At 68.4% G+C, this 25,910-nt stretch carries 26 protein-coding genes; 11 read left to right on the forward strand and 15 right to left on the reverse strand.

Going from position 1 to position 25,910, the window contains the following annotated elements; all coding sequences use genetic code 11:
- Nucleotides 1-21: 21 nt before the first annotated feature.
- A complete protein-coding gene (locus AB0J62_RS08630; protein WP_363865994.1) occupies nucleotides 22-1,116 on the forward strand; it encodes an S-(hydroxymethyl)mycothiol dehydrogenase in 1,095 nt (364 codons plus the stop codon).
- Here the strand turns inward: AB0J62_RS08630 and AB0J62_RS08635 are convergent.
- Nucleotides 1,113-2,486, reverse strand: a complete 1,374-nt coding sequence (locus tag AB0J62_RS08635) for an MFS transporter (protein ID WP_363865997.1) — start codon at nucleotides 2,484-2,486, stop codon at nucleotides 1,113-1,115. The genes AB0J62_RS08630 and AB0J62_RS08635 overlap by 4 nt on opposite strands.
- A 139-nt stretch (nucleotides 2,487-2,625) precedes the next feature.
- On the opposite strand from AB0J62_RS08635, the gene AB0J62_RS08640 reads away from it, so the two are divergent.
- Nucleotides 2,626-3,573, forward strand: a complete 948-nt coding sequence (locus AB0J62_RS08640) for a sigma-70 family RNA polymerase sigma factor (RefSeq protein ID WP_363866000.1) — start codon at nucleotides 2,626-2,628, stop codon at nucleotides 3,571-3,573.
- Here the strand turns inward: AB0J62_RS08640 and AB0J62_RS08645 are convergent.
- From AB0J62_RS08645 to AB0J62_RS08675, 7 genes are all read right to left on the reverse strand, one after another.
- Nucleotides 3,559-4,053 (reverse strand): GNAT family N-acetyltransferase, encoded by a 495-nt coding sequence (locus tag AB0J62_RS08645; RefSeq protein ID WP_363866003.1) that lies wholly within the window; start codon nucleotides 4,051-4,053, stop codon nucleotides 3,559-3,561. The two genes, AB0J62_RS08640 and AB0J62_RS08645, sit on opposite strands and share 15 nt — an antisense overlap.
- 81 nt (nucleotides 4,054-4,134) lie before the next feature.
- Nucleotides 4,135-5,109: an aldo/keto reductase gene (locus AB0J62_RS08650; protein WP_363866006.1), complete on the reverse strand. Its 975-nt coding sequence runs from the start codon at nucleotides 5,107-5,109 to the stop codon at nucleotides 4,135-4,137.
- 61 nt (nucleotides 5,110-5,170) lie between these two features.
- A complete protein-coding gene (locus AB0J62_RS08655; protein ID WP_363866009.1) occupies nucleotides 5,171-5,647 on the reverse strand; it encodes a MerR family transcriptional regulator in 477 nt (158 codons plus the stop codon).
- Between the two features lie 47 nt (nucleotides 5,648-5,694).
- Nucleotides 5,695-6,087 (reverse strand): Fur family transcriptional regulator, encoded by a 393-nt coding sequence (locus AB0J62_RS08660; RefSeq protein ID WP_363866012.1) that lies wholly within the window; start codon nucleotides 6,085-6,087, stop codon nucleotides 5,695-5,697.
- A 54-nt stretch (nucleotides 6,088-6,141) separates the two neighbouring features.
- A complete protein-coding gene (locus AB0J62_RS08665) occupies nucleotides 6,142-7,146 on the reverse strand; it encodes a metal ABC transporter permease (protein WP_134097441.1) in 1,005 nt (334 codons plus the stop codon).
- A complete protein-coding gene (locus AB0J62_RS08670; protein WP_363866017.1) occupies nucleotides 7,143-7,898 on the reverse strand; it encodes an ABC transporter ATP-binding protein in 756 nt (251 codons plus the stop codon). Before AB0J62_RS08670 ends, AB0J62_RS08665 begins: the two co-directional genes overlap by 4 nt.
- On the reverse strand, nucleotides 7,895-8,833 hold the full coding sequence (locus tag AB0J62_RS08675; RefSeq protein ID WP_363866020.1) for a metal ABC transporter substrate-binding protein: 939 nt from the start codon (nucleotides 8,831-8,833) through the stop codon (nucleotides 7,895-7,897). Before AB0J62_RS08675 ends, AB0J62_RS08670 begins: the two co-directional genes overlap by 4 nt.
- Nucleotides 8,834-9,010: 177 nt before the next feature.
- On the opposite strand from AB0J62_RS08675, the gene AB0J62_RS08680 reads away from it, so the two are divergent.
- Together AB0J62_RS08680 and eboE are read left to right on the forward strand one after the other, a co-directional pair.
- Nucleotides 9,011-10,189: a YibE/F family protein gene (locus tag AB0J62_RS08680; RefSeq protein WP_363866023.1), complete on the forward strand. Its 1,179-nt coding sequence runs from the start codon at nucleotides 9,011-9,013 to the stop codon at nucleotides 10,187-10,189.
- A 106-nt stretch (nucleotides 10,190-10,295) separates the two neighbouring features.
- Nucleotides 10,296-11,438 carry a metabolite traffic protein EboE gene (gene eboE, locus AB0J62_RS08685; protein WP_363866026.1) on the forward strand — a complete coding sequence of 381 codons (1,143 nt, stop codon included), beginning with the start codon at nucleotides 10,296-10,298 and terminating at the stop codon, nucleotides 11,436-11,438.
- 18 nt (nucleotides 11,439-11,456) lie between these two features.
- On the opposite strand, the gene AB0J62_RS08690 is transcribed toward eboE, so the two are convergent.
- The 3 genes from AB0J62_RS08690 to AB0J62_RS08700 are packed head-to-tail and all read right to left on the reverse strand — an operon-like array spanning nucleotide 11,457 to nucleotide 15,900.
- Nucleotides 11,457-11,768, reverse strand: coding sequence for a DUF6703 family protein (locus AB0J62_RS08690; RefSeq protein ID WP_363866029.1), 312 nt, complete (start codon nucleotides 11,766-11,768; stop codon nucleotides 11,457-11,459).
- Between the two features lie 30 nt (nucleotides 11,769-11,798).
- Nucleotides 11,799-12,893, reverse strand: coding sequence for a class I SAM-dependent methyltransferase (locus tag AB0J62_RS08695; RefSeq protein WP_363866032.1), 1,095 nt, complete (start codon nucleotides 12,891-12,893; stop codon nucleotides 11,799-11,801).
- Nucleotides 12,859-15,900 (reverse strand): AAA family ATPase, encoded by a 3,042-nt coding sequence (locus tag AB0J62_RS08700; RefSeq protein WP_363866036.1) that lies wholly within the window; start codon nucleotides 15,898-15,900, stop codon nucleotides 12,859-12,861. The genes AB0J62_RS08695 and AB0J62_RS08700 overlap by 35 nt, the downstream gene beginning before the upstream one ends.
- Nucleotides 15,901-15,976: 76 nt before the next feature.
- Between AB0J62_RS08700 and AB0J62_RS08705 the strand changes: the two genes are divergently transcribed.
- Genes AB0J62_RS08705 through dusB form a run of 4 tightly spaced genes read left to right on the forward strand, consistent with a single transcriptional unit; the run spans nucleotide 15,977 to nucleotide 19,549 of the window.
- Nucleotides 15,977-16,303: an antibiotic biosynthesis monooxygenase gene (locus AB0J62_RS08705; protein ID WP_202871458.1), complete on the forward strand. Its 327-nt coding sequence runs from the start codon at nucleotides 15,977-15,979 to the stop codon at nucleotides 16,301-16,303.
- Nucleotides 16,304-16,350: 47 nt separating this feature from the next.
- The gene (locus AB0J62_RS08710; protein ID WP_363866041.1) at nucleotides 16,351-17,736 is read left to right on the forward strand and encodes a glycine--tRNA ligase; all 1,386 of its coding nucleotides are present in this window, start codon (nucleotides 16,351-16,353) and stop codon (nucleotides 17,734-17,736) included.
- Nucleotides 17,737-17,738: 2 nt separating this feature from the next.
- Nucleotides 17,739-18,428, forward strand: coding sequence for a hypothetical protein (locus AB0J62_RS08715; RefSeq protein WP_363866044.1), 690 nt, complete (start codon nucleotides 17,739-17,741; stop codon nucleotides 18,426-18,428).
- A complete protein-coding gene (gene dusB / locus AB0J62_RS08720) occupies nucleotides 18,428-19,549 on the forward strand; it encodes a tRNA dihydrouridine synthase DusB (RefSeq protein ID WP_363866047.1) in 1,122 nt (373 codons plus the stop codon). Before AB0J62_RS08715 ends, dusB begins: the two co-directional genes overlap by 1 nt.
- A gap of 17 nt (nucleotides 19,550-19,566) precedes the next feature.
- Here dusB and AB0J62_RS08725 read toward each other — a convergent pair whose 3' ends face one another.
- The gene (locus AB0J62_RS08725) at nucleotides 19,567-20,490 is read right to left on the reverse strand and encodes a LysR family transcriptional regulator (protein WP_363866050.1); all 924 of its coding nucleotides are present in this window, start codon (nucleotides 20,488-20,490) and stop codon (nucleotides 19,567-19,569) included.
- A gap of 117 nt (nucleotides 20,491-20,607) precedes the next feature.
- Here AB0J62_RS08725 and AB0J62_RS08730 point away from each other — a divergent pair, with 117 nt between their 5' ends.
- Both AB0J62_RS08730 and AB0J62_RS08735 read left to right on the forward strand, forming a co-directional pair.
- A complete protein-coding gene (locus AB0J62_RS08730; protein ID WP_363866054.1) occupies nucleotides 20,608-21,162 on the forward strand; it encodes a dihydrofolate reductase family protein in 555 nt (184 codons plus the stop codon).
- A gap of 13 nt (nucleotides 21,163-21,175) precedes the next feature.
- Nucleotides 21,176-21,946, forward strand: a complete 771-nt coding sequence (locus AB0J62_RS08735) for a hypothetical protein (protein WP_363866057.1) — start codon at nucleotides 21,176-21,178, stop codon at nucleotides 21,944-21,946.
- Here AB0J62_RS08735 and AB0J62_RS08740 read toward each other — a convergent pair.
- The 3 genes from AB0J62_RS08740 to AB0J62_RS08750 form a co-directional block, all read right to left on the reverse strand.
- Nucleotides 21,919-22,716, reverse strand: a complete 798-nt coding sequence (locus AB0J62_RS08740) for a hypothetical protein (RefSeq protein ID WP_363866060.1) — start codon at nucleotides 22,714-22,716, stop codon at nucleotides 21,919-21,921. The genes AB0J62_RS08735 and AB0J62_RS08740 overlap by 28 nt on opposite strands.
- Nucleotides 22,717-22,787: 71 nt before the next feature.
- Nucleotides 22,788-23,171: a PPOX class F420-dependent oxidoreductase gene (locus AB0J62_RS08745; protein ID WP_363866063.1), complete on the reverse strand. Its 384-nt coding sequence runs from the start codon at nucleotides 23,169-23,171 to the stop codon at nucleotides 22,788-22,790.
- 11 nt (nucleotides 23,172-23,182) lie between these two features.
- Nucleotides 23,183-24,064 carry an NAD(P)-dependent oxidoreductase gene (locus AB0J62_RS08750; RefSeq protein WP_363866066.1) on the reverse strand — a complete coding sequence of 294 codons (882 nt, stop codon included), beginning with the start codon at nucleotides 24,062-24,064 and terminating at the stop codon, nucleotides 23,183-23,185.
- Nucleotides 24,065-24,177: 113 nt separating this feature from the next.
- Between AB0J62_RS08750 and AB0J62_RS08755 the strand changes: the two genes are divergently transcribed.
- The gene (locus AB0J62_RS08755) at nucleotides 24,178-25,662 is read left to right on the forward strand and encodes a hypothetical protein (protein WP_363866069.1); all 1,485 of its coding nucleotides are present in this window, start codon (nucleotides 24,178-24,180) and stop codon (nucleotides 25,660-25,662) included.
- Nucleotides 25,663-25,910 lie beyond the last annotated feature (248 nt).

The following is a 25,910-nucleotide window of genomic DNA, read 5'->3' on the forward strand; positions in this document are numbered from 1 at the left end:
TCGGGCGGTTAGGTTCGGGGAATGGCTCAGACGGTGCGTGGTGTGGTGGCGGCGGGCAAGGGTGCGCCGGTGACGATCGAGGAGATCACGATCCCGGACCCGGGTCCGGGTGAGGCGGTGGTGAAGGTCCAGGCCTGCGGGGTCTGCCACACCGACCTGCACTACCGGGAGGGCGGGATCAACGACGACTTCCCGTTCCTGCTCGGGCACGAGGCGGCCGGCATCGTGGAGTCGGTCGGCGACGGCGTAACGGACATCGAGCCGGGCGACTTCGTCGTACTGAACTGGCGGGCCGTCTGCGGGAACTGCCGCGCCTGCCTGCGCGGCCGGCCGTGGTACTGCTTCAACACGCACAACGCCAAGCAGAAGATGACCCTGAAAGACGGGACCGAGCTGAGCCCCGCGCTCGGGATCGGCGCGTTCGCGGACAAGACCCTGGTCGCGGCGGGTCAGTGCACGAAGGTCGACCCGGCCGCGAAGCCCGAGGTCGCCGGCCTGCTCGGCTGCGGCGTGATGGCCGGTCTCGGCGCCGCGATCAACACCGGCAACGTCGGCCGCGGCGACACGGTGGCGGTGATCGGTTCGGGCGGCGTCGGTACGGCGGCCGTGGTCGGAGCCCGCCTCGCCGGCGCCGCGAAGATCATTGCCATCGACATCGATGACCGCAAGCTGACCGTGGCGCAGGAGCTCGGCGCGACCCACGCGATCAACTCCAGGGACCTCGACCACGACGCAGTCGTCCAGGCGGTGCAGGAGCTGACCGGCGGGTTCGGCGCCGACGTCGTGATCGACGCGGTCGGCCGCCCGGAGACGTGGAAGCAGGCTTTCTACGCGCGGGACCTGGCCGGGACGGTCGTGCTCGTCGGCGTACCCACTCCTGACATGACGCTCGAGATGCCGCTGCTCGACTTCTTCGGCCGCGGCGGCTCGCTCAAGTCCAGCTGGTACGGCGACTGCCTGCCGAGCCGCGATTTCCCGATGCTCATCGATCTCCACCTCCAGGGCCGTCTCCCGCTGGACCGCTTCGTCTCCGAGACAATCGGCTTGGACGACGTCGAGGCCGCTTTCACGAAGATGCATCACGGCGACGTACTGCGTTCGGTGGTCGTCTTCTAAGCCTGGTGGACGTTGCGGGCAAGGAAGCTGCCCGCGACGATGCCGATCGCTGCCATGAGGGCGAGGAACCAGCTCGTTGTGGTGAGGGAGCCTCCCGACAGGTAGAGGGTGCCGAAGATCGCGACGCCGCCAACCTGGCTCAGTTGGATGGTTGTGGTGAGGACACCGCTCGCGTCGGCTGCTCTGCTCAGCGGGACGTGGACCAGGGACTGTGTGACGACCGGGCTGGCGGACAGGCCCATGCCTGCTCCGGCGAGCACCAGCGCGGGCCACACGAGCGAACCGGCGCCGAGCTGAGCGAGTCCGATGCCGGCGTACCCGAGCACGCACAGAGCGAGGCCGGTGGGGACGACCACGTAATGCAGCCGGCTCGGGAGCGAACGCCAGAAGTAGCCGACCAGGCCGAAGGTGACGGCGAACGGGAGCCAGGTCAGCGCGGAACGCAGGGCCGACTCATGGAGACCGTTCTGCAGATGCAGGGTGAAGCTGAACATGAACCCGGCAACGGCCAGCAGGGTGCAGGCGAGTGTCGCGATGCCTGCCCCGAGACCGCGAGCACGGAGTACGTCGAGGTTGAGCAGCGGATCGGCAACCCGCCGCTCGAACCGCACGAAGACGACGGCGAGGACCAGCCCCAGGGCGAAGCAGACGAACGTCCACCGCGGCCAGCCGAGCTCGTGCCCGATCACCATCGGAAGCACCAGCAGGAGTACTGCGAAGGTCGATATCGCCAGCCCGGCGAGGTCCAGCCGACGAGCGGCCATCGGCTGGTCGGCCGGGACCAGCCGGGGCACCAGGACCGCGAGCAGAATGCCGACCGGGACGTTGATCAGGAAGATCGGGCGCCACTGGGACCCGAACAGGTTTGCGGCCAGGAGCAGGCCGCCGACGACCAGCCCGGCCACCTGGCCGGCGGACAGCGTCGCACCGTACGCCGATAGGGCCTTGGCGCGGGCGGGACCGGCGAAGTGGGTCTGGATCACGCTGATGATCTGCGGCACCATCACCGCCGCTGCCATTCCTTGAGCGAAGCGGAACAGCACCAACGGCAGGATCCCCGGCGCCAGACCGCAGGCGAGCGAGGCGAGCGTGAACAGCGCCACGCCGATCAAGTACATCCGGCGGCGGCCGTAGAGATCACCGAGCCGGGCGCCGGTGATCAGCGTCATCGCGTACGCGACCATGTAGCCGCCGACGACGAGTTGCAGCCAGGCGCCCGACGCGTGGAACGCGGCGCCGATGGTGGGCATCGCGACATTGACGACGGACGTGTCCAGCAATGCCATGAACTGGCCGAGCAGCAGCACGGCGAGCATCGGTCCGCGCCGGGTGCCGACGTCAGCCGGGCGGTTGATCATCACAGCAGCCATCAGGTCATCTCCCTCGGTGAGTCAGAACGTGGGTATGTACCTGGCGCACCTCGCCGATTCATCGGCCGTGCAGCGATGAATTCCGCCGAGCGGCGCGGTATGTACTTCCACAGACCTCGACAAGTGGGAGGCTCGCGCCGTGGACCGTGACGACTTCGACCAGCAGGTGGCGCCGTACCGGCGGGAATTGCTGGCGCACTGCTACCGGATGCTCGGATCGGTGCACGATGCGGAAGACCTCGTGCAGGAGACCTTCCTGCGGGCCTGGCGCGCGATCGACACGTACGACGCCGGGCGTGCCTCGCTGCGGACCTGGCTCTACCGGATCGCGACCAACGCCTGCCTGACGGCGCTCAAGGGACGGGGACGGCGTGCTCTCCCGTCAGGTCTGGTCGCGGCGGCGACCGATGCCCAGGCACCGATCGAGCTGGCTCTCGATGTGCCCTGGCTGCAGCCGTTCCCCACCGATGACGACCCTGCTGCGGCCGTGGCGGCCAAGGGGAGTCTGCGGCTCGCGCTGGTGGCCGCGATGCAGTATCTGCCCGCTCGGCAGCGGGCAGTCCTGGTACTGCGCGATGTCCTGGACTGGTCCGCAGCCGATGTGGCGGAAGCGTTGGAGACGACCCCAGCCTCGGTCAACAGCGCACTCCAGCGTGCCCGCGCGCGCCTGGCCGAGGTCGATGTCAGCGAGGACGACGTCGACGAGCCCACGGACCGCCAGATCCGGGCGATCGTCGACGACTACGTCCGTGCCTTCGAAGCGGCCGACGTACAAGAGTTGAGCCGGCTACTCGCCGAGCGCGTTGTGCTCGAGATGCCGCCGGCGCCGCTGTGGTTCGTCGGACGCGAGGCGTACGGCGCGTTCATCGAGCGTGTGTACGCGATGCGCGGCCCGGCCTGGCGGATGGTGCCGACGACGGCGAACGGCCAGCCCGCCGTCGGCGCGTACGTGCGCACCGACGACGGGCGCTACCACCCTCACACCCTCCAGGTCTTCACCGTCGCCAAGGCGGGGATCACGCACAACATCACGTTCTTCGACCAGGGCCTCTTCGAGTACTTCGGGCTGCCGTCACACCTTGAATGAGATCCACAGGTCCGGCGTGGCATCGGGGTTGCCCGCGATCGGCCGGGCCTCCTGCGTCCACACGTCGCCGGACACCTCGGTCGCGACGCGCTGCCAGAACCGGACGGCTTTCTCGTTGTTCCCCTGGAACGCGACGTCGCACGGCCCCGGGTGGTTCGACAGCACCTCCTGCACCGCCCGTAGTCCCAGGCCGCTGCGGCGCACCGGACGGACCATGAAGAACGCGTTCAGCACGCGCACCGGCTGCTGCAGCGCACGCATGAAGCAGAAGCCGACCGGGTTCTCACCGATGGAGATCAGGTATCCGGCCCACTCCGGATCCCCGGTCAGGACCTTCTCCAACCACTCGGTGCGGTAGCTGCCGTCAGGCCGCGGCAGCTGCCCCTGGAACTCGGACATGTCGTGACGGAACAGCAGCCACAGCCGCTCCATCACGGGCCGGTCGGACGCGTCGACACGGCGTACCACGAGATCAGACATGGGTCTCCTCAACTGGATCAGAACGCAGAAAAGCCTCCCGCCGGAAGAGTCCGGTACGGAAGGCTTACTGCGGTCAGTTTATCAGTCCTGGGGCGCGGTCTGCCCGGCGACCCAGCTCATGTCCGGGTAGCGGGTGCCGACCGGGGTCAACTTCGACAGCCCGGCCAGATCGTCCGCGGACACCTCCAACTGCAGGGCTGCTGCGTTCTCCTCCAGGTACTTGCGCCGCTTCGTCCCCGGGATCGGAGCCACATCGTTGCCCTGCGCAAGCACCCAGGCGAGGGCGACCTGGCCCGGCGTCGCGTCGTACCGGGCCGCGACCGAGCGGATCTCCTCGACCAGCGCGAGGTTCGCGTCGAGGTTGTCGCCGGAGAAGCGCGGCAGGGTACGGCGGAAGTCGTCGGCCGGAAGCTCCGACGGCAGCGCGCCGGTCAGCATGCCGCGCCCGAGCGGCGAGTATGGCACGATCCCGATGCCGAGCTCGCGGCACGTCGGCAGCACCGACTCCTCGATGTCACGGCTGAACAGCGACCACTCGCTCTGCACCGCGGTGATCGGATGGACGGCGTGCGCGCGCCGGATCGTCTCCGCCGACGCCTCCGACAACCCGAGGTAGCGCACCTTGCCGGCCTCGACCAGCGAAGCCATCGCACCAACGGTCTCCTCGACAGGTACGTCGGGATCCATCCGGTGCTGGTAGTACAGGTCCACGTGGTCGACGCCCAGCCGCTGCAGCGATGCGTCGATCGCGGACCGGACGTACTCCGGCGACCCGCTGATACCGCGCTTCGACGGGTCGCGCGGATCGCCGGTGATCCCGAACTTCGTCGCCAGGAAGACCTTGTCCCGGCGGTCGGCGATCGCCGCGCCGATCAGTTCCTCGTTGGCGCCGAAGCCGTACATATCGGCGGTGTCGAGGAACGTGATGCCGAGGTCCAGCGCGCGGTGCAGGGTCGCGACGGACTCGTTGTCGTCGGCCGCGCCGTACGCGAAGCTCATTCCCATACAGCCGAGTCCGAGCCGGCTGACCTCGGCGCCTTGAGTACCCAGTTTCATCAGAATCTCCCTGAAAAATGGCATGGCTCCGCCCGGGATCCCCGGGGTGAGCGAGGAAAAGTTACGGAGTGGCGGTGCCGCCGTACACGTCGATCTTGTAGTCGGTGACCGCGAGGGCGAGCTGCAGCTCACGCAGCTGCCGGTGGATCTTGGCGCGGTGCTCCTGCATCAGGGCGAGCCGCTGGGGTGCGGTGTGGTCGCCCTCGAGCACCAGCGCCAGGTAGTGGCTTAGTGTGCCGATCGGCATGCCGGAGGCACGCAGCCGGCTGATGAACACGATCCGCGCCATCGCCCGCCGGTCGTAGCTGCGGTAGCCGGCCGCGTCCCGGCGTACGTCGAGCAGCCCGATCCGCTCGTAGTACCGCAGGGTGTGGGCGGTGAGGCCGGTGAGCTCGGCGGCCTCGGCGATCGACAGCTGCTCGGGCAGATCGTCCGGGAGCTCGAGCAGGCAGAGCAGCTCCGGGTCGACAGGCTCCAGCTCCGGGTGGTGTGCCGCGATGGCGGCGCGGCGGTCCGTGAGCAGCTCGGTCGCGTTCATGTCCCTGACCGTACGCCTTAGAGCGCGCTCAAAGGCAAACCCCGGGATCAGGGCTGCTGGCAGTCGGCGCAGGTGCCGAAGATCTCCAGCGTGTGGCTGATGTCGGCGTACCCGTGCTCGGCCGCGACCTTGTCGGCCCAGCGCTCCACGGCCGGTCCCTCGACCTCGACGGTGCGCCCGCAGTTGCGGCAGACCAGGTGGTGGTGATGACCCTTCGAACAGCGCCGGTACGCCGTTTCGCCGTCGGCGTTGCGCAGCACGTCGACCTCGCTGGAGTCGGCGAGCGCCTGCAGGGTCCGGTAGACGGTGGTCAGGCCGACGTTCTCACCGGCGGTCCGGAGGTCCTGGTGGATCTCCTGGGCGGTCCGGAATTCGTCGAGCTTGTCGAGCGCTTGAGCGACCGCCGCGCGCTGACGGGTCGAGCGTGTTCCGATAGCCACCGTTCCTCCTGTCATATCGCCACCACGCCCAATTCTCTCAGAAGTCAGCAAGTGTCAGTGCTCATCCCAGTGATCCCCGTGCGCCGCGTGCAGGTGGCCGTCGTGCACGTAGTCCACATGGTCGCCGTGCTCGACCTTCTTGTGACCGCAGACGGGGTTGTGCGCGTGCGGGTGCCCGGGACTCACCACATGCGGCTCAGGCGCCGGCACGCCGACCTCGGGCTCCTCGTCCGCGAGTGGGCGGGCGCGGCCGGACCGCCGCCGGAGCAGCGTCCCCACCGTGGCCGCCACCACGAACCCGGCCAGCGCCAGCACGACGATGGTCGCGCCCGGAGCCACATTCGCGTTGTACGACGTGACGATGCCGGCCAGGCACGCCAGCACTCCGATGATGCAAGCCGTGACGAACGTACTGCGGAACGAGCGTGTCACCTGCTGCGCTGTCGCCACCGGGACCACCATCAGCGCACTGACCAGCAGCAGGCCCACGGTCCGCATCGCCACGGTCACGGTCACTGCGGCCATCACAGCGATCACCAGGTTGAGCAGCTGCACGCGGAGCCCCGTCGTACGGGCGAACTCCTCGTCCTGGCACACGGCGAACAGCTGTGGACCCAGACCGATTGCCACCACGAGCACGGCTACGGCCAGGCCCACAACGACGTACAGGTCGCTCTGGGACACCGTGGTGAGTGAACCGAACAGATAGGTATTCAGAGTGGCTGCACCTTGGCCGGCTAGCCCGATGAGGAGCACGCCGCCCGCGATACCGCCATAGAACATCAGGGCGAGCGCTACGTCGCCGGTGGCCTTGCCGCGTGCCCGGATCAGCTCGATAGCTGTCGCACCGGCGATCGACACGAGCACCGCGGTCAGGACCGGCGCACTGCCGGTGAGCAGACCCAGCGCCACGCCGGTGATCGCGATGTGGCCGATGCCGTCACCCAGGAGCGACAGCCGCCGCTGCACCAGATAGGTGCCGATGGCCGGCGCGGACAGTCCGGTCAGCAGGCCGGCGATCAGCGCCCGCTGCATGAACTCGAGCTCGAACAGGCTCATGAAGGCGTCCACCCCGGTCCGTCGTCGCTGTGTGAATGGTGGACGTGGGCGTGGGTCTGCGAGGCGTGCGGCGGCCCGTCGTACACGATGCGGCCGCGGCGCATCACCACCGAGCGGTCGATCAGCGCGTCCATCGGGCCGAGATCGTGGCTGACCATCACCACCGTCGTACCGCTCGCGACCCGGTCCCGGACCGCGTCGGCGAAGATCTGCTGGCTGGCCAGATCCACGCCGGCGGTCGGCTCGTCGAGGATGAGCAGCTCCGGATCGGACACCAGCGCCCGCGCGATCAGAACCCGCTGCTGCTGCCCGCCGGAGAGCTCGGCAACCGCGTCCGTGCGCCGGTCGGCCATGTCGACGACCTCGAGCGCCTGCTCGATCGCCTGCTTGCCGGCCGCGCCGAGCGGGCTGAACAGCCGCCGCTTGGAGAGCAGACCGGACGACACCACCTCGAACACAGTCGCCGGCACGCCGCCGGCCGCGGTGATGCGCTGCGGGACGTACCCGACGCGGCGCCACTGGCGGAAGCGGGGGACCGGCGTACCGAACAAGCGGACCTCGCCGCGGGCCGCGGGGAGCAGACCGACGATGGTCTTGATCAGCGTGGACTTGCCGGACCCGTTCGTCCCGAGCACGGCGACCACCTCGCCCTGCCGGATCCGCAGATCGATGCCTCGAAGCACGAGCCGACCGCCCAGATCGACCGAGAGATCGGAGACCTGGACGGCCTGGGGGGAGCCTTCTGGTGTCATTTGCAGCCGTTCGCCGTCCGCAGTTCCTGCAGGTTCTGCTGCATGAGGGTCAGGTACGTTTCCTTGGAGTTGGCGTCCGACAGGCCCTCGATCGGGCTCAGCACCGCGGTCTTCACGCCGACGTCGTTGGCGATCGTGTCGGCCACCTTCGGGCTGACCAGCTCCTCGTAGAAGATCGTCGACACGCCCTGGGCCTTCACGATGTCCTGGACCTCCTTGATCCGGCTCGGCGTCGGCTCCGCGTCCGGCGTGAACCCGGCGATCCCGACCATCGTCAGACCGTATCGCTTCGCCAGGTAGGCGAACGCCTCGTGACTCGTCACGAACGTGTTCAGCTTGCAGTCGGCCAGACCGGTCCGGTACTCCGTGTCGAGCTTGCTGATCTGGGCCAGCAGAGCCTTGGCGCGCTCGTGGTACCCCGTGGCGTCGGCACTGTCGAGGCTGACGAGCTTCTCCTCGATCGCCTTCACGACCTCGGCATACCGCACCGGGTCGAGCCAGAAGTGTGGGTCGAGCGCGTTCTCCTTGTGCGCGGCCGGGATCACGCCGTGCTCCTCGAAGTCGGCGCCGGTGGCCTCGAGCTGTGCGGCCGGGGAGATGTCGAATCCGGCGTCCTGGGCGTTCTGGTCGACGGCCTCGTCGACGGCCGGCTGCAGGTCCTTCTCGTAGACGACGAGCTTGGCTGTCGCGATCGATCCGACCTGCTTGGGGGTGAGCTCGAGGTCGTGCGGCTCGACGCCCGGCGCCGTCAGGGTGGTCACGTTGACGGCGTCGCCGCCCACGCTGCGGGCGATGAACTCGAGCGGATAGAACGAGGTCACGACGTCGAGCTTGCCGTTGCCGGCGCCGGTGGCCGACGAGCCGGCGCATCCGCCCAGGGCGAGTGTCGCCGTGACGACGGCACCGGCGACAATAGCTCGAAGACCAGATCTCATGACAATCATTTTCATTTAATTGGAACTGGTTGTCAAAACAGGGAGCACACGATGGCCAGGCGGAACGTCGGGCGCAGGCGCGCCGACCACCGGAGCAACCGGCGCCGGAAGCTGGAAATTCCCCAAGGGCACGGACATGGTCACGGGCACGGCCACGGTCACGGTCACGGAGACCACGTGGTCGACACGTCGGTGGTGAACGACGATGCGATCGTGGCCCGCCGGGTCCGGATCGTGGTGGCGGCGGTGCTGATCCCGCTGCTCGTCGCCGCGGTCGTCGGGATGATCGTGATGTGGCCCGGCGGTGACGTGAAGGTCGCGTCGTACCAGACGGCCGCCGCCCGCGGCGAGGTCACCGCGATCGAGCCCTGCCCGGGGAAGCAACAGGCGCAGCAGTGCAACGAGGCCACGGTCAAGCTCACGAGCGGGCCCGACAAGGGCAAGACGGTGCCGATCCAGGTGCCGAACGCCAGTCGGACCCCGATTCCGGCGAAGGTCGGTCAGACCGTTGTGCTCGGCATCAACGACGACGCGAAGACCCTCGCCGAGCGGTACTCGTACGTCGACCACGACCGGACCGGCTCGTTGTTGCTGCTGGCCGGGACCTTCGCGGTCGCGGTCGTCGCGTTGTCGCGCTGGCGAGGGTTCGCGGCGCTGATCGCGCTGGCGGTGACGGCGGTCATGCTGACGCAGTTCATCCTCCCGGCGATCCTTCATGGCGAGAACGCGCTGCTGGTCGCGGTCGTCGGCGGCACGGTGATCATGGCGATCGCGTTGTTCCTCACGCACGGGATCAATGCCGAGAGTTCGATCGCATTGTCCGGGACGGTGGCCGCGCTCGGGCTGACGGTCTTGCTGGGCTGGTTCTTCACCAAGTTCTGCCAGTTGAGCGGGATGGCTTCCGAAGGTGCGACTGGCGCCCAGTCGATGGTGCCTGACATCGACCTCACCGGCCTACTGGTCGCCGGCATGGTGATCGGCGCGCTCGGTGTGCTGGACGACGTCACCGTCACCCAGGCCGCGGCCGTCTGGGAGCTGTCGGCGGCGAACCCGTCCGCCAATCGCCGCGAGTTGGTCGCCGCCGGCCTGCGCATCGGTCGCACTCACGTCGCCTCGGTGGTCAACACCCTCGTCCTGGCGTACGCCGGTGCGGCGTTGCCGATCCTGCTCGTCTTCGCCATCCAGGGCCTTCCCGCCCGGGTCGTCCTGTCCCAGGAGTCGGTCGCGATGGAGGTCGTGCGCGGTCTGGTCGGCAGCCTCGGCATCATCGCGGCCGTACCGCTCACCACCGCCCTCGCCGCCATGGCCGTCGCCGACCGCTCCCGCGAACTGGTGGCCGACGCCGAGCGCCTTTAACCGAAAATCAGCCCTTCCGCGCGGGCCGTCAGGCTTCTAGAGTGCTGATAGGTCACGGAGAGTCCGCCTGTAATTACCTTCGGTGGCCGAACGGGGTGAGGAGCTGATGAGATTTCGTCATCGGGACGGTTCGATCGTCCATCTGGGGTACTGCGCGACCGTGCATCCGGCCGGTGAGCTCCACGAGCTGATCGCCGGTCTCGACGACTGCGCCGGCGCGGTGCGCGCGGCACTCGACGTACCGGTGCTCGGGGTCGGACTGTGGCTCCCGCACCGGCTTGCGGACCGGCTCGCGAACTCGCCGGCGTCGCTCAGCAAGCTTCGTCGATCGCTGCACCGCAATCGGCTCGAAGTCGTCACGCTGAACGGCACGCCACACTCGCTTTTCACCGACAAGGTTGTCGGCAGCAAGCTGTACTGCCCCGACTGGACCGACCCCGAGCGGCTTCGCTACACGCTCGACCTGGTTGATGTCCTGGCCGAGCTGCTCCCGGCGGACGCGTCGTACGGATCGATCTCGACCGTCCCGCTCGCCTGGCGCGTGCCGTGGTCGAAGACGCGCAACCGCGCCGCGCGTGAGGCGTTCGATCGCGTCGAGCAGCACCTCGCGCGTACCGAGACCCGGACCGGCCGGACGATCCGGCTCGCCGTCGAGACCGAGCCGGGCTGCGTCCTCGAGATGGTCGGTCAGGCCGCTGCGTGGCTGGACCGCTACTCCAGTCCGTACGGCGGTACGTCGCGCATCGGGTTGGGATTGGATGCGTGCCATCTGGCCGTGCAGTTCGAGGAACCGGCCGATGTGTTCCAGATGCTGTGGCGGGCTGGAGTCGATGTGGTCAAAGGGCGGTTGTCGGTCGCGCCGACGCTGGTGGACCCGTCTGATGCGGCCGCTCGATATGTGCTCACTCAGCTCGGCACACCGAAGTACCTGAGGCAGGTGCGTGAGTGGAGCGGGCCAGGAGTGGACGACGTGGCGCAGGCCTACGAGCTGTCCGGCCACGCGGCTTGGCGGATGCACACGCATCTGCCGGCCTACGCTGCGCCGCCGGACGGGTTGAGCGTGACAACCGGCGTACTGGACGAGTGTTTGACCAGACTGGTCGGTGGTGGCCATCCACTCACGCAGCACTTGGAGTCGGAGGTGTACGTGTGGCCGCGTGGTCGACAGTCCTTGGTCAAACGGATCACCAAGGAGCTGACCTGGCTACGCGACCGACTGACTGACCTGGGGCTGGACGAGATCCACTGAGCTGGTCGCGCTGGGAGGTCAGCCGTTGGCGATCCGCGATACCGCGAACAGCAGAATCACCAGGATCGAGAAGAGCCGCAGGAACTTCGGCCCACCGTTTACCGCCGGCCATGACAGGAACGCCAGCCATCCCAGCAGCAGCGCCAGCAGGATCAAGGCCGGCACTCCGACCACCACCGGAGCGAACACTCCGGCCAGTGCGAGCACCAAGGTGATCCCGGGCAGCGTCAGCTTCGGTGCGGCGTGCAGCCTCGCGACGTACGGATAGCTGATCTTGGTCAGTCGCTGTCGCATCGAGCTGACCGGCTGACTGCCGCTGGGGGAACTCATTGCACCATTGTTCCAGGCTGTGGGTAGCTGCTATGGGTTGAGTCGGTAGAAGCGCCAGAACGGGTGCTCGATCGGCAGTACGTCGACAGTGCCGTACCCGGCGTGCCCGGCCAGGTGCCGGAGCTGGTCCGGTCGCATGATCGCGCCGACCACGTCGGACTCCTCGTCGACCAGGCCCTGCGGCGTACACCAGATGGTGCTGGCCGCGGCCAGGAACCGCTGCACCTCGTCGCCAGGCGCGGTTAGTACCTCGTCGGCCCGCTCGTCCATGACGATCACCGAACCGCCAGGTGCCAGGGCGGTCCGGGCCGCAATCAGCGCCTCCACGGGGTGCGCGAGGTCGTGCAGACACTCGAAGAACGTCACGACGTCGTACTGCGGTCCGCCGGCTGCGACCGCGGTGATGTCGCGGACCTCGAAGTCGACCCGGTCGGCAACTCCCTGCTCGGCCGCGTTGCGACGGGCCCGGCTGATCGAGTCCTCGTCGTTGTCGTAGCCGTCCACCTGCACCGCCGGATACGCCTTGGCCAATTCGATCGCCGACCAGCCCGCACCGGTGCCCAGGTCGGCAACACGCGCACCTGCGGACAGCACGTCGTGCAGTCCGGGCACGGCCGGGACCCACTCGGTCGCCAACGAGTTGACATACGCCGGCCGGTTCAATGCCTCCTGAGCCTGGACCGCCTCCTCGCCGTACGCCGTGTAGCGCACTCCGGCACCGGTGCGGAACGCCTCCACCAGTTGGGGAAACGCCCTGCCGGTCGCCGGCACGATCGCCGCCAGTCCGCCGGCATAGAACGGACTACTCGGCTCGAGCAGCGCCTCGCGTACGCCGGGCGCCAGCTCGAACCGGTCTGTCCAGACGTCGGTGCCGTCGATCGTCAGCAGGCCGCTGATCGCCTGTGACTGCAGCCATTCGACCAGATAGCGGTGGTCGAGACCGGTCCGCTCCGCCAGCTCGCTTGCCGTGATCGGACCGTTCGCGCCGATCGCCTGGTAGATGCCGTGCCGGTCGCCGAGGTAGATCGTGAACAGCTCGGCCGCACCGAGCGCGGCGCCGAACATCCGTCCGAGCAGGGCCTCAGCGGCCTCAGGGTCTGCTTTGGTGACGTCTGTCGTGGTCATGTTGCCCCTCCTGTTTCGACTGAGTGGAACTGCTTTCACTCAGTGAGGCGCCAGCTGCCGACTGGCAATGCCAGGTGATGTCGTCTTCCGGCTCGTAGACACATTGACGGCCGGTGTGGATCGAAGCCCGCAGGTGCCGGCCCAGAGCCGGATGGACGCCCTCGATCACCTTCACCGCGGCACCGATGCGCATCGAGACGGCCTTGCGGCTGCGCTCCACCGGATCGCCCGCCGACCTGGCTCGTCCACCGAGCCCGAGCGCACCGGCCAGCTCCTGCGTCAGGAAGTCCTGCTCCACCCTGAGCTTCTCCGCCCTTGCCAGGTCGTTGCGGTCCTCGGCTTCGGCGAGGTCGTCAGCCAGCTCCCGCAGCCGTCCGCGATACGCGGTCCGCGCTTGCTCATCGAGCACGGGCCCGAGGTCGGCACCATGGACCCGCCCTGGACCTGACAGATCGAGCACACTCATCGGCGTCCGCGGCCGCGCGAGTAGTAGGGCGAGGTCGCGCACGCCTTTGGAGTCCGGAACGTGCACTGTGACACCACGCCACGTCACTTCCCACGTCGCGCCGAGACGCCGGAGTACGCCAGTACCTGGGGCGGTGTGGACTGCGCCCAGCTCCGCCAGAGCCTTCTCGGTCTCCATGACGAGGGTCTCGGCACCGGCCGTCCGATGCTCTTCGAGTGCGGCCTCCAGCAGCGCCCGCGCCTCGGGTCGTCCCAGTTGCGCGGCCAACCGGCCGAGGAACAGGGACACACTGCCCAGACAGGCGCCGCCGACTCCATCGATCACCCACAAACCGGCGTACGGCGTCAGCGCGTCGAAGGTGAGCTGGGCGCACTCGTCGTCGCCGAGTACTCCGGCTGCCGCGGCGAGGAAGGCGACAGACTCCAGCCACTCGGCGTCCTTGGGGATCGCGTCCAGCCCGTCGCGAACGCGGCGCCTTACGATGCCGCGCGCCTCATCGACCGCTCCGGCCCGTGCCAGGTAGTACGCGGACGGCCCGTCGATCATCGGGTTGCCGATGAACGGCAGCGTCACGGTCTCGACGTACGACTGCAGCTCTGCGACCACGCCGGTCGTGACGGCCAGCGCTGCGCCCAGTGCGAACACCATCAGCGGTGCGTTGACGCTATCCGCTTCCTCGCCGAGCCGATTGGCCTCAGCGATGCAGGTCTCGGCCTCCTCGAGCCGTCCGGACATCAGTGCGCGCATGCCCTTCCAGATCGGCACCAGCCAGCTGTACAGCGGAAGCCGGAGCGGCAGGACTGCCCGAGCGAACGCGGCAATCTGTACGTCGGCCTCCGTGAACCGGCCCTGCTCGAGCAGAGCCACTACGAGCAATCGCCGGGCCAGGAGCAGCAGCGCCAGGTCGCCGGTGGCGAGCGCCAGCATGCGCTGCGCCGCAGCGATCCGCTCCGCAACGTGGTCCGGCCCGGCGAACACGTCGCACCACACCGCCAACGCCGCAGCCTCGGCGCGCGCATCACCTGTCGCCCGTGCCAGTCGCACCGCCTGGTCGGCCAGCTGCCGTGGACCGTCGCCGCGGTCAGTCGGTATCCGTCCCAGTGCGACGCGTGCGACAGCGGCAGCCTTCAGTGCGTTGTCCGGCAGCTGCGGTACGACGCTCGCCAGCAGCTCCGTCTGTTCGGTGTCGCTGAGGTCAACCTCGAACCCACCGACACCGCCACCCATCGCCAGGACTGCCTGCGCGACCGTCGGTGCATCGCCATCTGCCGCCGCTTCCTGGGCGACGGCGCGTAACGTGTCCCGTCCGGCTGCGAGCTCACCGGCCAGGACCTGTGCCTCGCCCAGCTCCAGTCGCACCTGCCGATCGTCAAGATCGGCCCACCGATAGAACCGCACCGCCTGCTCGTAGCCGGACTGCCGCTGCGCAGCCCGAGCCGCAAGCAGCGCGAACTCACGCGACCGCCTGGCCGCATCCGGCTGACCGATCGCGTCCCGGTAGTGCGCAGCTATCTGTCCAGGATCCGCGTCCAGCAGCCCCGCGAGCAGCTCGGCCGCCTGGAGGTGCAGCACGGACCGGCGATGAACGCCCAGACCGGAGTACACCACCTCGCGAACGAGCGAGTGTGCGAAGCGCATCCGAGCCCCGTCGACCTCGGCAAGCCGGGCCGCTACCGCGTCAGCGAGCACTGCGAGTAGGTCGGTGGTTGTTCTCTCCAGCGCAGCAAGAACCTCCAGGTTCACGTCCTCCCCGAGAACGGCCGCTGTCGCCAGTACGTCGTACGCCGGCTGGCTCAATCGGGCGAGCCGACGCTCCAGCACCTGCCGTACGCCGGTCGGGGTCTCGGTGGATGTCGTACCGCGGGCTGCGTGCCAGCGGGCCAGCTCCTGAACGAAGAAGGGGTTTCCGCCGGTCCGGTCGTGCACCACATCGGCGTACGCGGTGTCCGTGTCCTGCCCAAGGACCTGTGTGACCAGTTGTCCGGTTGCCTGGCGGTCCAGCCCGCTCAGCGGTATCCGCACGAACGACGGTGGCAGTGCGCGCAGTGCCTCGGCGGCCGGCTCTGCGACGTCCACTGCGTTGTCCCGGCTGGTGATGACGAGCAGACAGCGCAGTTCTGGGAGCAGACCGATGAAGAACGGCAGGAGTGCGAGCGCTGGTCCGTCGGCGAGGTGGAGATCCTCCAGGATGATCACCGCTGGGTGCTCTGTGGTCGCCGCCGCGAGCTGATCGGCGACCGCCGCGAAGACGCCGGTCCGGCCGGTGCCGGCGTCCTCGGGCAGCACGGTCGACAGGCCGAGCGCACGGAACGCCTGCCGCCACGGCCAGTACGGCAACGTCTCCGTCTCCGGGCAGCGGCCCCACGCGACGACGTATCCACGCTCGCGGGCAGTGTCCGCGAAGGCGGCCACCGTGGTCGACTTGCCGATGCCGGCGTCGCCGATCACGAGCGCGCCCTGGCCGCGGCCGCGCCCGACCTCGTCCAGCAGGCCGGCGAGCGTGCCGAGCTCCCGTCGCCGGCCGACGACACGCTCGGGCATACCGACACTGTGCGGCGGCCAGGCGTCCCGGGGAAGTGCTGATCGGCGTCCGTGCGCGTCACGTAAGGTGACTCGGGTGTTCGTGGTGATCAGGTTCCGGGTGGGCGAGGCCGAGCAGGCCCGATTCGCCGAGCGGGTGCAGGTTGCGATCGACGTGTTGTCGCAGCAGAAGGGCTTCGTTTCGGCCCGCGTCGGACGCAATGTCGATGACCCTGAGTTGCTGGCCCTTGACCTGGAGTTCGTCAACGTCGGGAGTTACCGGCGGGCGCTGTCGCCGTACGACGTGAAGGTGGCCGCGGTGCCGCTGCTGTCGGAGGCGATCGACGAGCCGACGGCGTACGAAGATTTGCCGACCCAGCGCCTCGCTGGCACGGATTCGATGACGGCCACCCAGGACCGATAGCCTGGTCTCTTCCGTAGATTCGTCTGTGCCCGTTCTGGAGTCGAAAAGTGCCCGTGGAAACCGTCGATGCCGTCGTCAGCCTCAGCAAGCGGAGGGGCTTCGTGTATCCCTGCGGCGAGATCTACGGCGGTACCAAGTCGGCCTGGGACTACGGACCCCTCGGTGTCGAGCTGAAGAACAACGTCCGGACCCAGTGGTGGCGGACGATGGTGACCGGTCGTGACGACATCGTCGGGCTGGACTCCTCGGTGATCCTGCCGACCCAGGTCTGGGAGGCCTCCGGCCACCTGGCCGAGTTCGTCGACCCGCTGACCGAGTGCCAGTCCTGCCACAAGCGGTTCCGCGACGACCACCTCCGCGAGGACTTCGCCCGCCGGAAGAACAAGGACGTCGACGAGGTCAAGCTGGCCGAGATCTCCTGCCCGAACTGCGGCAACAAGGGCACGTTCACCGAGCCGCGGATGTTCAACGGCCTGCTGAAGACCTACCTCGGCCCGGTCGAGTCCGAGGAGGGCCTGCACTACCTCCGCCCGGAGACCGCGCAGGGCATCTTCATCAACTTCGCGAACGTGATGGGCACCGCCCGGAAGAAGCCGCCGTTCGGCATCGCCCAGGTCGGCAAGAGCTTCCGCAACGAGATCACTCCCGGCAACTTCATCTTCCGGACCCGCGAGTTCGAGCAGATGGAGATGGAGTTCTTCGTCGAGCCCGGCACCGACGAGGACTGGCACGAGTACTGGCTGAAGGCGCGCTGGGACTGGTACACCGGCCTCGGCCTGAACCCGGACAACATGCGGTTCTACGAGCACCCGAAGGAGAAGCTGAGCCACTACTCCAAGCGCACCGTCGACATCGAGTACCGGTTCAACTTCGGCGGCAAGGAGTTCGACGAGCTCGAGGGCATCGCGAACCGCACCGACTTCGACCTGTCCACGCACTCCAAGCACTCCGGCGCCGACCTCTCGTACTTCGACCAGGAGAAGGGCGAGCGCTGGACGCCGTACGTGATCGAGCCCGCGGCCGGCCTGACCCGCAACGTGCTCGCGTTCCTGCTCGACGCCTACACCGAGGACGAGGCCCCGAACGCGAAGGGCGGTGTCGACAAGCGCACGGTACTGCGTTTCGACCCGCGGCTCGCGCCGGTGAAGGCCGCCGTACTGCCGCTGTCCCGCAACGCCGACCTCTCGCCGAAGGCCCGCGACCTGGCCGCCGAACTGCGCAAGAGCTGGAACGTCGACTTTGACGACGCCGGCGCGATCGGCCGCCGGTACCGCCGGCAGGACGAGATCGGTACGCCGTACTGCATCACCGTCGACTTCGACACGCTCGAGGACCAGGCCGTGACGATCCGGGAGCGCGACTCGATGAAACAGGAGCGGGTCGCGTTGACCGAGGTCACCGGCTATCTCGCCCAGCATCTGGTGGGTTGCTGACGATGAAGCTGTCGCGGGACCGGGTGCGCTTCGGGCTGGCCGTCTTCGGATTGTCGGCACTGGCTGTCTTCTTGTTGTCTGCTTGCTCGGACGACCAGCCTTCGGCCGGGAACCCGCCGTCCGCGTCCAGCTCGTCGTCTTCGAGCGCGCCGTCGTCGAGTGCCCCGATCCCGACCACTTCCACGCCGTCGCTGACCCCGCTGCCGACGCCGTCGAAGCCGTGGCCGACGCCGAAGGTCACCGGCGAGCCGGCCGAGGACGCGCCGCTGGCTTCACGCATCACCTTCGCGATCTCCAAGCAGGCGCAGATCGCGGCCGGCAAGGCAGCCACCACGACGGTCAAGTGCCCCGGCATCGACAAGGTCGAGACCGCCGGCAAGCACGAGCTCACCTGCACCGTGACGTACGCCGGGAAGTCGTACACCGGCACGTTGACGGTCGACGCGAAGCAGTACTCCGCGTCGTACAAGTTCACCTCGCCCTCGGTCGCGATCGTTCGCGGGAAGGTCGTCGACGCCGTTCAGCGGTCGGTCTCCGACGCGGCGAAGGTGACCTGCACGATGGACGACGTTGCCGTGGTCAAGACCGGCGACGCGGGGATCGCGTGCGACGTGACGACGACCGCGAACGCCGTACAGCCTTATAAAGCACAGGTTTCCGGCAACGGACAGGTGCTGGTGGCGAAGGCCTGATGTTGAAGCTCGGCAACCTCACGATCGAGACGCCCGTGGTGCTCGCGCCGATGGCCGGCATCACCAACGCGGCGTACCGACGCTTGTGCGCGGAGCAGGGCGCCGGGCTGTACGTCTGCGAGATGATCACCTCGCGCGGCATCGTCGAGGGCGATCAGAAGTCGCTCGACATGCTCACGTTCGACGCTCGCGAGACAGTGCGGTCGGTGCAGCTGTACGGCGTGGACCCTGTCTTCATCGGGCGGGCTGTGCAGATCCTTTGTGACTCCTACGGGGTCGCGCACATCGACCTGAACTTCGGATGCCCTGTTCCGAAGGTGACGCGCAAGGGCGGTGGCGCTGCGCTGCCGTGGAAGCGGAACCTGCTCGGCGCGATCCTCCGCTCGGCTGTGCACGCGGCAACGCCGTACGGCGTACCCGTGACGATGAAGACGCGGATCGGGATCGACTCGTCCCACCAGACGTACCTGGATGCCGGTCGGATCGCGGAGGAGTCGGGAGCTGCCGCGATCGGGCTGCACGGGCGAACGGCGGCGCAGGCGTACTCCGGCCAGGCGGACTGGTCGAAGATCGCCGAGCTGGTCGAGCACGTGTCGATTCCCGTGCTGGGGAACGGCGATATCTGGGAGGCCGGTGACGCGCTGCGGATGGTGGCCGAGACCGGGTGCGCTGGGGTGATCGTCGGGCGTGGGTGTCTGGGGCGACCGTGGTTGTTCCGCGATCTCGCTGTCGCGTTCGCCGGCGGCGAGACCCTCAACCTGCCGACGCTCGGCGAAGTAGCCACCGTCATGCGCCGCCACGGCGAACTGCTCGCCGACCTGATGGGGGAGCAGCGCGGCCTGCGCGACTTCCGCAAGCACGTCCCCTGGTACCTCAAGGGCTTCCCGGCCGGCGGCGAATTGCGTGCTGCTCTGGGCATGGTCGACACGCTCGCCCACCTGGACGAGCTGCTGTCGCAGCTGGACCCGACAGTCCCGTTCCCGGTCGCCGAACTGGGCGCGCCCCGCGGTCGGCAGGGCAGTCCTCGCGACCACATCGTCCTCCCACACGGCTGGCTGGACGACACCGACGGCTTGAGCACCGACCTGGCCGACGCCGAAATAGGCGTGTCCGGCGGCTGAACCGGTCGGCGGTTGGACTACGTGAGCCGGTCGGGCCGTCGGTGTACTGCGACGACCTGCTCGACCACGGCTACGAAGGCGTCTCGGGCGGGGTGTTCGGAGCCCGCCAGCCAGGCCAGCGCGGACGATGATGGTGGCAGGTCCCGAACCGGCACGATCGCGATGCCCGGGTGACGGAAGTGCTCTGCGAACGGAGCCACGGTCGGGTGGATCAGGCGTCCTCGGGCGATGAGTAGGAGCAGTTCGGAGATGTCGTTGACCTCGGCATCGAACGGCACGATCGGCCGGCCGCTCGGGGTGTGGCTCGGACAGTTGGCTTCGGCCAGCTCGGGTACGTCGGCCGGCCTCCGCACCGGGTAGTCCGCGAAGTCTTCGACCGAGACCTGGTCCCGACCGGCGAGTGGATGGTCGATGGCCACCATGACCACGCGCGGGTCGTCCTGGGAGAGCAGCGGTCCGATCACGATGTCGGGTTGAGCGAGCGGCAGCCGGGTCACGGACAGGTCGACCTCGCGTCGGCGGAGCGGCCCGAGCCGGTCGTCCAGCGGGGTCGCGACCAGTCGCACGGCGGCGCCTTCGTGGGCCGCCTCGAAGAGCGCGACCGCCTCGTTCAGGACGACCGTCCCGGATGCGGCGTTGAGGACACCCAGGCGGATCATCCCGAGACCGGCTGCCCGCGTCCGTGCGCGCGTGAGCGTGTTGTCCAAGCCCGTCACGACGGGGCTGAGCTCGTCGAGGAGCGCGTGTCCGGCCGCCGTCAACGTGACCACGCGGCTCGTACGGTCGAACAACCGTTGTCCGCCGAGCTTGCGCTCCAGGGCTCGCAGCGTCTGGCTGGCTCGCGACGTCGTGAGTCCGAGCCGTTCCGCGGCGCGGCCGAAGTGCAGCTCTTCGGCCAGCGCGAGGAACAGGCGGAGTTCACGCAGCTCGATGTCGGCCATCGCGTAGCCACGCTACACGATCGATGCCCCAAACCGGCCTTGATGCCCGATCCGGCGGCTGCGACTGTCGAGGTAGGAAGAGACGCAGGAACAACGGAAGCTAGACGAGAGGCAGCCATGCGAAACGTCGTGCTGTACATGTCGATGTCCCTGGACGGGTACGTCGGCAGCGACCGCGAGCATCCAGGAGCCGCGATCCCCGAAGCTGCGGACCTGAAGCAGTGGAAGCTGGACCGGATCAGCAAGGCCGGTGCGCACCTCATGGGTCGTGTGTCGTACCAGGAGATGGCGTCGTTCTGGCTTCACTCCGACGACGCGTACGCGGCGCCGATGAACGACGTACCGAAGGTCGTGTTCTCGAAGACCCTCAGCGACGCCGAGGCCACCTGGCCCGAGACCCGGGTCGCGCGCGGCGACCTCGCGACCGAGATCGCTGCCATCAAGGCCGAGCCTGGCGCGGACGTGATCGTCTGGGGCGGTCACCGGTTGGCCGGCGCTCTGGCCGCCGCGGATCTGATCGACGAGTATCGCCTCCTGGTTCAGCCGCTGGTCCTGGGCCGCGGACAGACGCTGTTCGACCAGCTTCCGGAGTCGCGGCACCTGGATCTCGTTGAGTCGAAGCCGTTCTCCAACGGAGTTGTCGCGCAGGTCTATCAACCCCAGCGCAACTGAGGAGGGGACCAGGATGCAGTACCAGCCGAGGCATTCACGCGACGCGGCGATCACGGTCGGAGTGCTCACGCCGCATACGGCGCCAGGGCCCGAGGTCGAGATTCCCGAAATGGCGTCGGAAACTCTCGGCGTGGTCGTCGCACGCATAGCAGGACCAGCTGACGCCACCGTGGCCGTCCCGAAGCCTCCTTCCAAGGCCGAGCACCTTCGCATGCTGGCCACGCCCTCGGCGATGCACTCGGCCGTCGCCTCACTGCGCGAGGCATCGGTCGACGTCACCGCCTACGCCTCGACCACGGCCGGATACGCGATCGGACCCGCGGCTGAAACCGCCATGATCAGACACGTCCGTCAGCTGGCCGGCGTCCCGGTGGTGACAAGTGGAGTCGCCGCCACGCAGGCGTTGAAGACCTTCGGCGTACGACGGGTCGCCGTGATCCATCCACCGTGGTTCGATGCGGAGCTGGGAGAGCTCGGCACGACGTACTTCCGCGAGCAAGGATTTGACGTGGTCACCTTGACCGCGACGTCCTTGTCCGAGCGGCCGGACCGGGTGCGTCCCGAGCAAGTGATCGACTATGTCTGCGCAAACGTAGACGCCTCGACCGAGGCGGTGTTCATCGCCGGCAACGGCTTTCGCGCCGCATCCACGATCGCCGAGCTCGAACGCCGTACGGGGAAGTTGGTGCTCGAGGCAAACCAAGTACTGCTCTGGTCGATCCTCGCGGCGACCGGTTCGAAGCTCCGCATCGACGGCTACGGGAGACTGTTCGCGCGAGGTTGAGCTGCTGACTCGCGGGCGTGCGTGGCTGCGTGGTCGACGTCGCTGTGGGTGATGGTGAGGTAGGCGACGAGCACTGCGAAGAGGAGAAGGCCGATCAAGGTGACCGGGCCGATGCCCCAGCCGACGCCGCCGTCGTGGGTGCCCTTGCCGAGCCAGTCAGCGACCGAGGCGCCGAGCGGGCGAGTCAGCACGTAGGACGACCAGAACGCGACGGTGACGTTGAGCCCGAGCTTCCACAGGCCGAGCGGTACGACGATGAGTACGGCGAAGAGCAGGATCGACCAGGTGAAGCCGAGGCCGAAGTTGATGGCGGTGGCGTCGCCGACGGCGGTGCCGAGGCCGAAGGTCAGCAGAGCGACACCCCAGTAGAACCGCTCGCGCCGGGCGGTGGTGATGGAGTGCACAGAGATCGTGCCCTCACTGCGCCGCCACCACGTCAGCAGGGCGCAGAGCAGTGCCAGGTAGACGATCGAGTCGAACCAGTACGGCGTACCGAGCGCGACATGTGGTCCGTCGGCGATCATCGTGCCGAAGAGAGCGACGCCGAGCACGGTGATCCAGTAGCGGACCGGGTGGTAGGTGTTTGCCTTCAGTTGCAGGTAGAGGGCGGTTCCGAAGCCGCCGACGCCGATCACAGCGGCCAACGGGATGCTGATGGTGCCGAGGTAGTCGGAGGCGGTCTCGCCGATCCCGGTGGTCAGCAGCTTGACCACCCAGAACATGAGGAAGACCGCCGGGACCTTCGGGGCAGTGAACACGCGAGTTTGCATGGTCCCGAAGGCTACGGCCGACAAGCTGAGAGACACCTGATTGCCGTCACCCGCGGATCACGCCGCAGGGCTCAGCTCATCCCGACTTTCTGGCGGTCGGGCTCGACGGCGATCACGACGCGTTCCTGGTCGCGGGGATACTGCAGGTCGATGTACTTCGCGACCAGTCGATCGATGATCTGCCACGCGTCGTCGCCCTCGATCCACTCGACCGCAAGGCCGCGGATCGCGATCGGTTCGAACGGGTTGTCGGCCGGCACGATCGACAACGCGACCCGCGGATCGCGCCGCAGGTTGCGCGCTTTCTGCATCCCGGGCCCGGTGAAGAACACGATCTGCTCGCCGCGCGTACCGGCGTACACCGGTGTGCTGTGCGGCGAACCGTCGGGCAGGATCGTTGCCAGGTGGGCGAAGGCGGCGCCGTCGAGGACGCGGCGGACAGTGGGGTCGAGCATGATCAGACCTTTCAGCGGGCGTTGGTGGTGCGCCAGGTGAGGTAGTCGGCGACGGCTTCGGGGAAAGTGAAGCTGGGGCTGAAGCCGGTTTCCTCGGTCAGGCGCGTGATGTCGAGGTGCGGGCTCGTCTCGCCGCCGGGCTCGACGGCCAGCTGGCCGGCCGCTTCGCCGTACACGAAGGGCTTTCCGCTGGAGACGTTGTAGGTGGTGTGGTTGAGGGTGTCCGCGCAGACCAGGGAGGCGATCGCACGGCCCATATCGGGCGCGTAGCACCAGTCGCCGCCGGCGTCGGCCGGCAGGGGAGCGGGCGTTTCGCCATGGAGTACGGCGCTCACGTACGGCGGGATCGGGCTGAAGATCGACTCCGGGTCCATCAGCGGACCCCAGGTCGAGCCGATCCGCAGCACGATCGGCTGGACGCCGGTTCCGGCGAGGCTGTGCGTCGTCAGGGGTTCGACGGCCTTCTTGAAGGCGACGATCAGATGCGGGAGGTCGGCGGTCGGGAGCGCCATCCCTTCGTGCCAAGGGCTTTCGTCCTGCCCGATGTACACCCCGATGCTGCTGGCAACGGCGAACCGCCGTACGCCCCAGGTTCGTGCCGCATCCAGCGCGTTGAACAACGCCGTGGTGTCGTGGCGGAAGTACGCGACCGGGTCCATGGACGGGATCGAGCCGGCCAGGTGCACGATGTCGCTGATGTCGTAGCTTTCCCCGAGCGCGAGGAACGCATCCCGGTCGGTGACGTCGAGTTGCTCGACGACGACTTTGCCGTCGAGGAACGACGGGGCATCGGTGCGCCGGTGTGACGTGACGACGACCTCTTCCCCGAGGTCGAGGAGGGCGCGGGCGGTGTGGGCGCCGATCATGCCGAGCCCACCGGTGACGAGGATCATGGCCGCGACGCTAGACCGGTATCCCGCTCCACGGCTTGAACGAATCACGCACGATGCCTCGACCTGACCCTGGTTGCTCGGGGGTCTGTGTCTGCCATGTCAAAGTTCATCGCATGAGCACTCCTCTTGGTGTCCGCCCGGTCATCAACGCCAACGCCACTGTCACGGTCCTCGGCGGGTCGTTGATGCCGCCGCCAGTCGTCGAGGCGATGGCGGATGCAGCCACGCGTTTCGTCGATCTGCCCGAGCTACACCTCCGCGTCGATGAACGACTCGCCGAGCTGACCCACAACGAGGCCGCCTACGTGACCTCGGGCGCGGCGGCCGCCCTCACGCTCTCGATCGCGTCGTGCATCACTGCGGATTCGCAAGCGTTCCCCCGGTCGGCCGAGATCGTCATGTTCGCGAGTCAACGCAACGGGTACGACTACTCGGCCCGCTTCCTCGGCGCCACCGTGCACGAGATCGGCCCATCCGTCGAGGAACTGCGGGCCGCTGTCCTACGTCGCCCGGCCTGCGTCCTCTGGATGGCCGGCGCGCACTACGCAGCTGATGCGCTCCCAATCGAGGAGGTCGTCCGAGTCGTCCGAGAATCGGAGACCAGCGCCGATCCGGGCTTTGCGCCCATGAGTCTGGGCAGCGCCCCTGCCACCGCAGCCACCGCAGCTCCGGCAGCTGCCGCGGGTTCCGCGGCCACCGCGGCCACCGCGGCCAACGTGGCCAACTCGGCTTCCGCGGCCACCGCGGCCACCGCGGCCACCGCGGCCAACTCGGCTTCCGCGGCCACCGCCGCGAACTCGGCCAACGCGGCCAACGCGGCCAACGCGGCTTCCGCGGCCACCGCCGCGAACTCGGCCAACGCGGCCAACGCGGCCAACGCGGCTTCCGCCGCCAACGCGGCCAACGCGGCTTCCGCCGCCACCGCGGCCAACGCGGCTTCCGCCGCCACCGCGGCCAACGCGGCTTCCGCCGCCACCGCGGCCAACGCGGCTTCCGCGGCTGCGGCGGCTCCCGGGGTGCCGGTGATCGTGGATGCTGCCGCTCAGATTCCGCCGGTCTCGTCGTTGTGGCGGTTCACGCGGGATTTCGGCGCTGATGCGGTCATCGTGAGCGGCGGGAAGGGTCTGCGTGGGCCGCAGGCGAGCGGGCTCGTGCTGGGGAAGACCTGGCTGATCGACCGGATCCGTGCGCACTCGTCGCCGAACCACGAGATCGGGCGCGGCATGAAGGTCGGGAAAGAGGAGCTCCTCGGGCTGCTCGCCGCGGTCGAGTGGACCCTGCAACAGGACGAGGAGGAACTCCTTGCGTCGTACGAGCGGATTGTTGACCAGTGGATCGACGGCCTGCGGACAATCCCCGGCGTGGTGGTCGAGCGCGGGTACCCAAGCGAGGCCGGCCAACCCCACAGCCGCGCCGTACTCCGCCTCCCGGGCACCCGCGACGAGGTGATCAAACAACTGTGGGACGGCAACCCCCGAATCGCAGTCGGAACCTTCGGCCTCCCGGACGACGCGATCGCCCTCAACCCCCAAACCCTCCAACCCGGCGAACCCGAACTAATCCTCCAAGCCCTCCAAACCATCCTCACCCAGGCCTAACGCACCCACGCCCAGCCGGTCGGATACCGCCTTGCCGCACCCCTGGCGCCCTACAACCCGCCAGCAGCCGAACAACCCGCCAGCAGCCGAACACCCGGCGTGCGGGCGAACAACCCGCCCTGGGGCGAACCCCTTCCTGCGCGGACGTGCCGTGCGGGTGAACAACCCGCCCAGCGGGCGAACGACCGGCGAGTGAGCGAACAACCCGCCCTGCCGGCGAACAACCCGCCCTGGGGGCGAACCCCTTC

It is taken from the genome of Kribbella sp. NPDC049584 (assembly GCF_040675555.1).
Lineage (GTDB): Bacteria > Actinomycetota > Actinomycetes > Propionibacteriales > Kribbellaceae > Kribbella.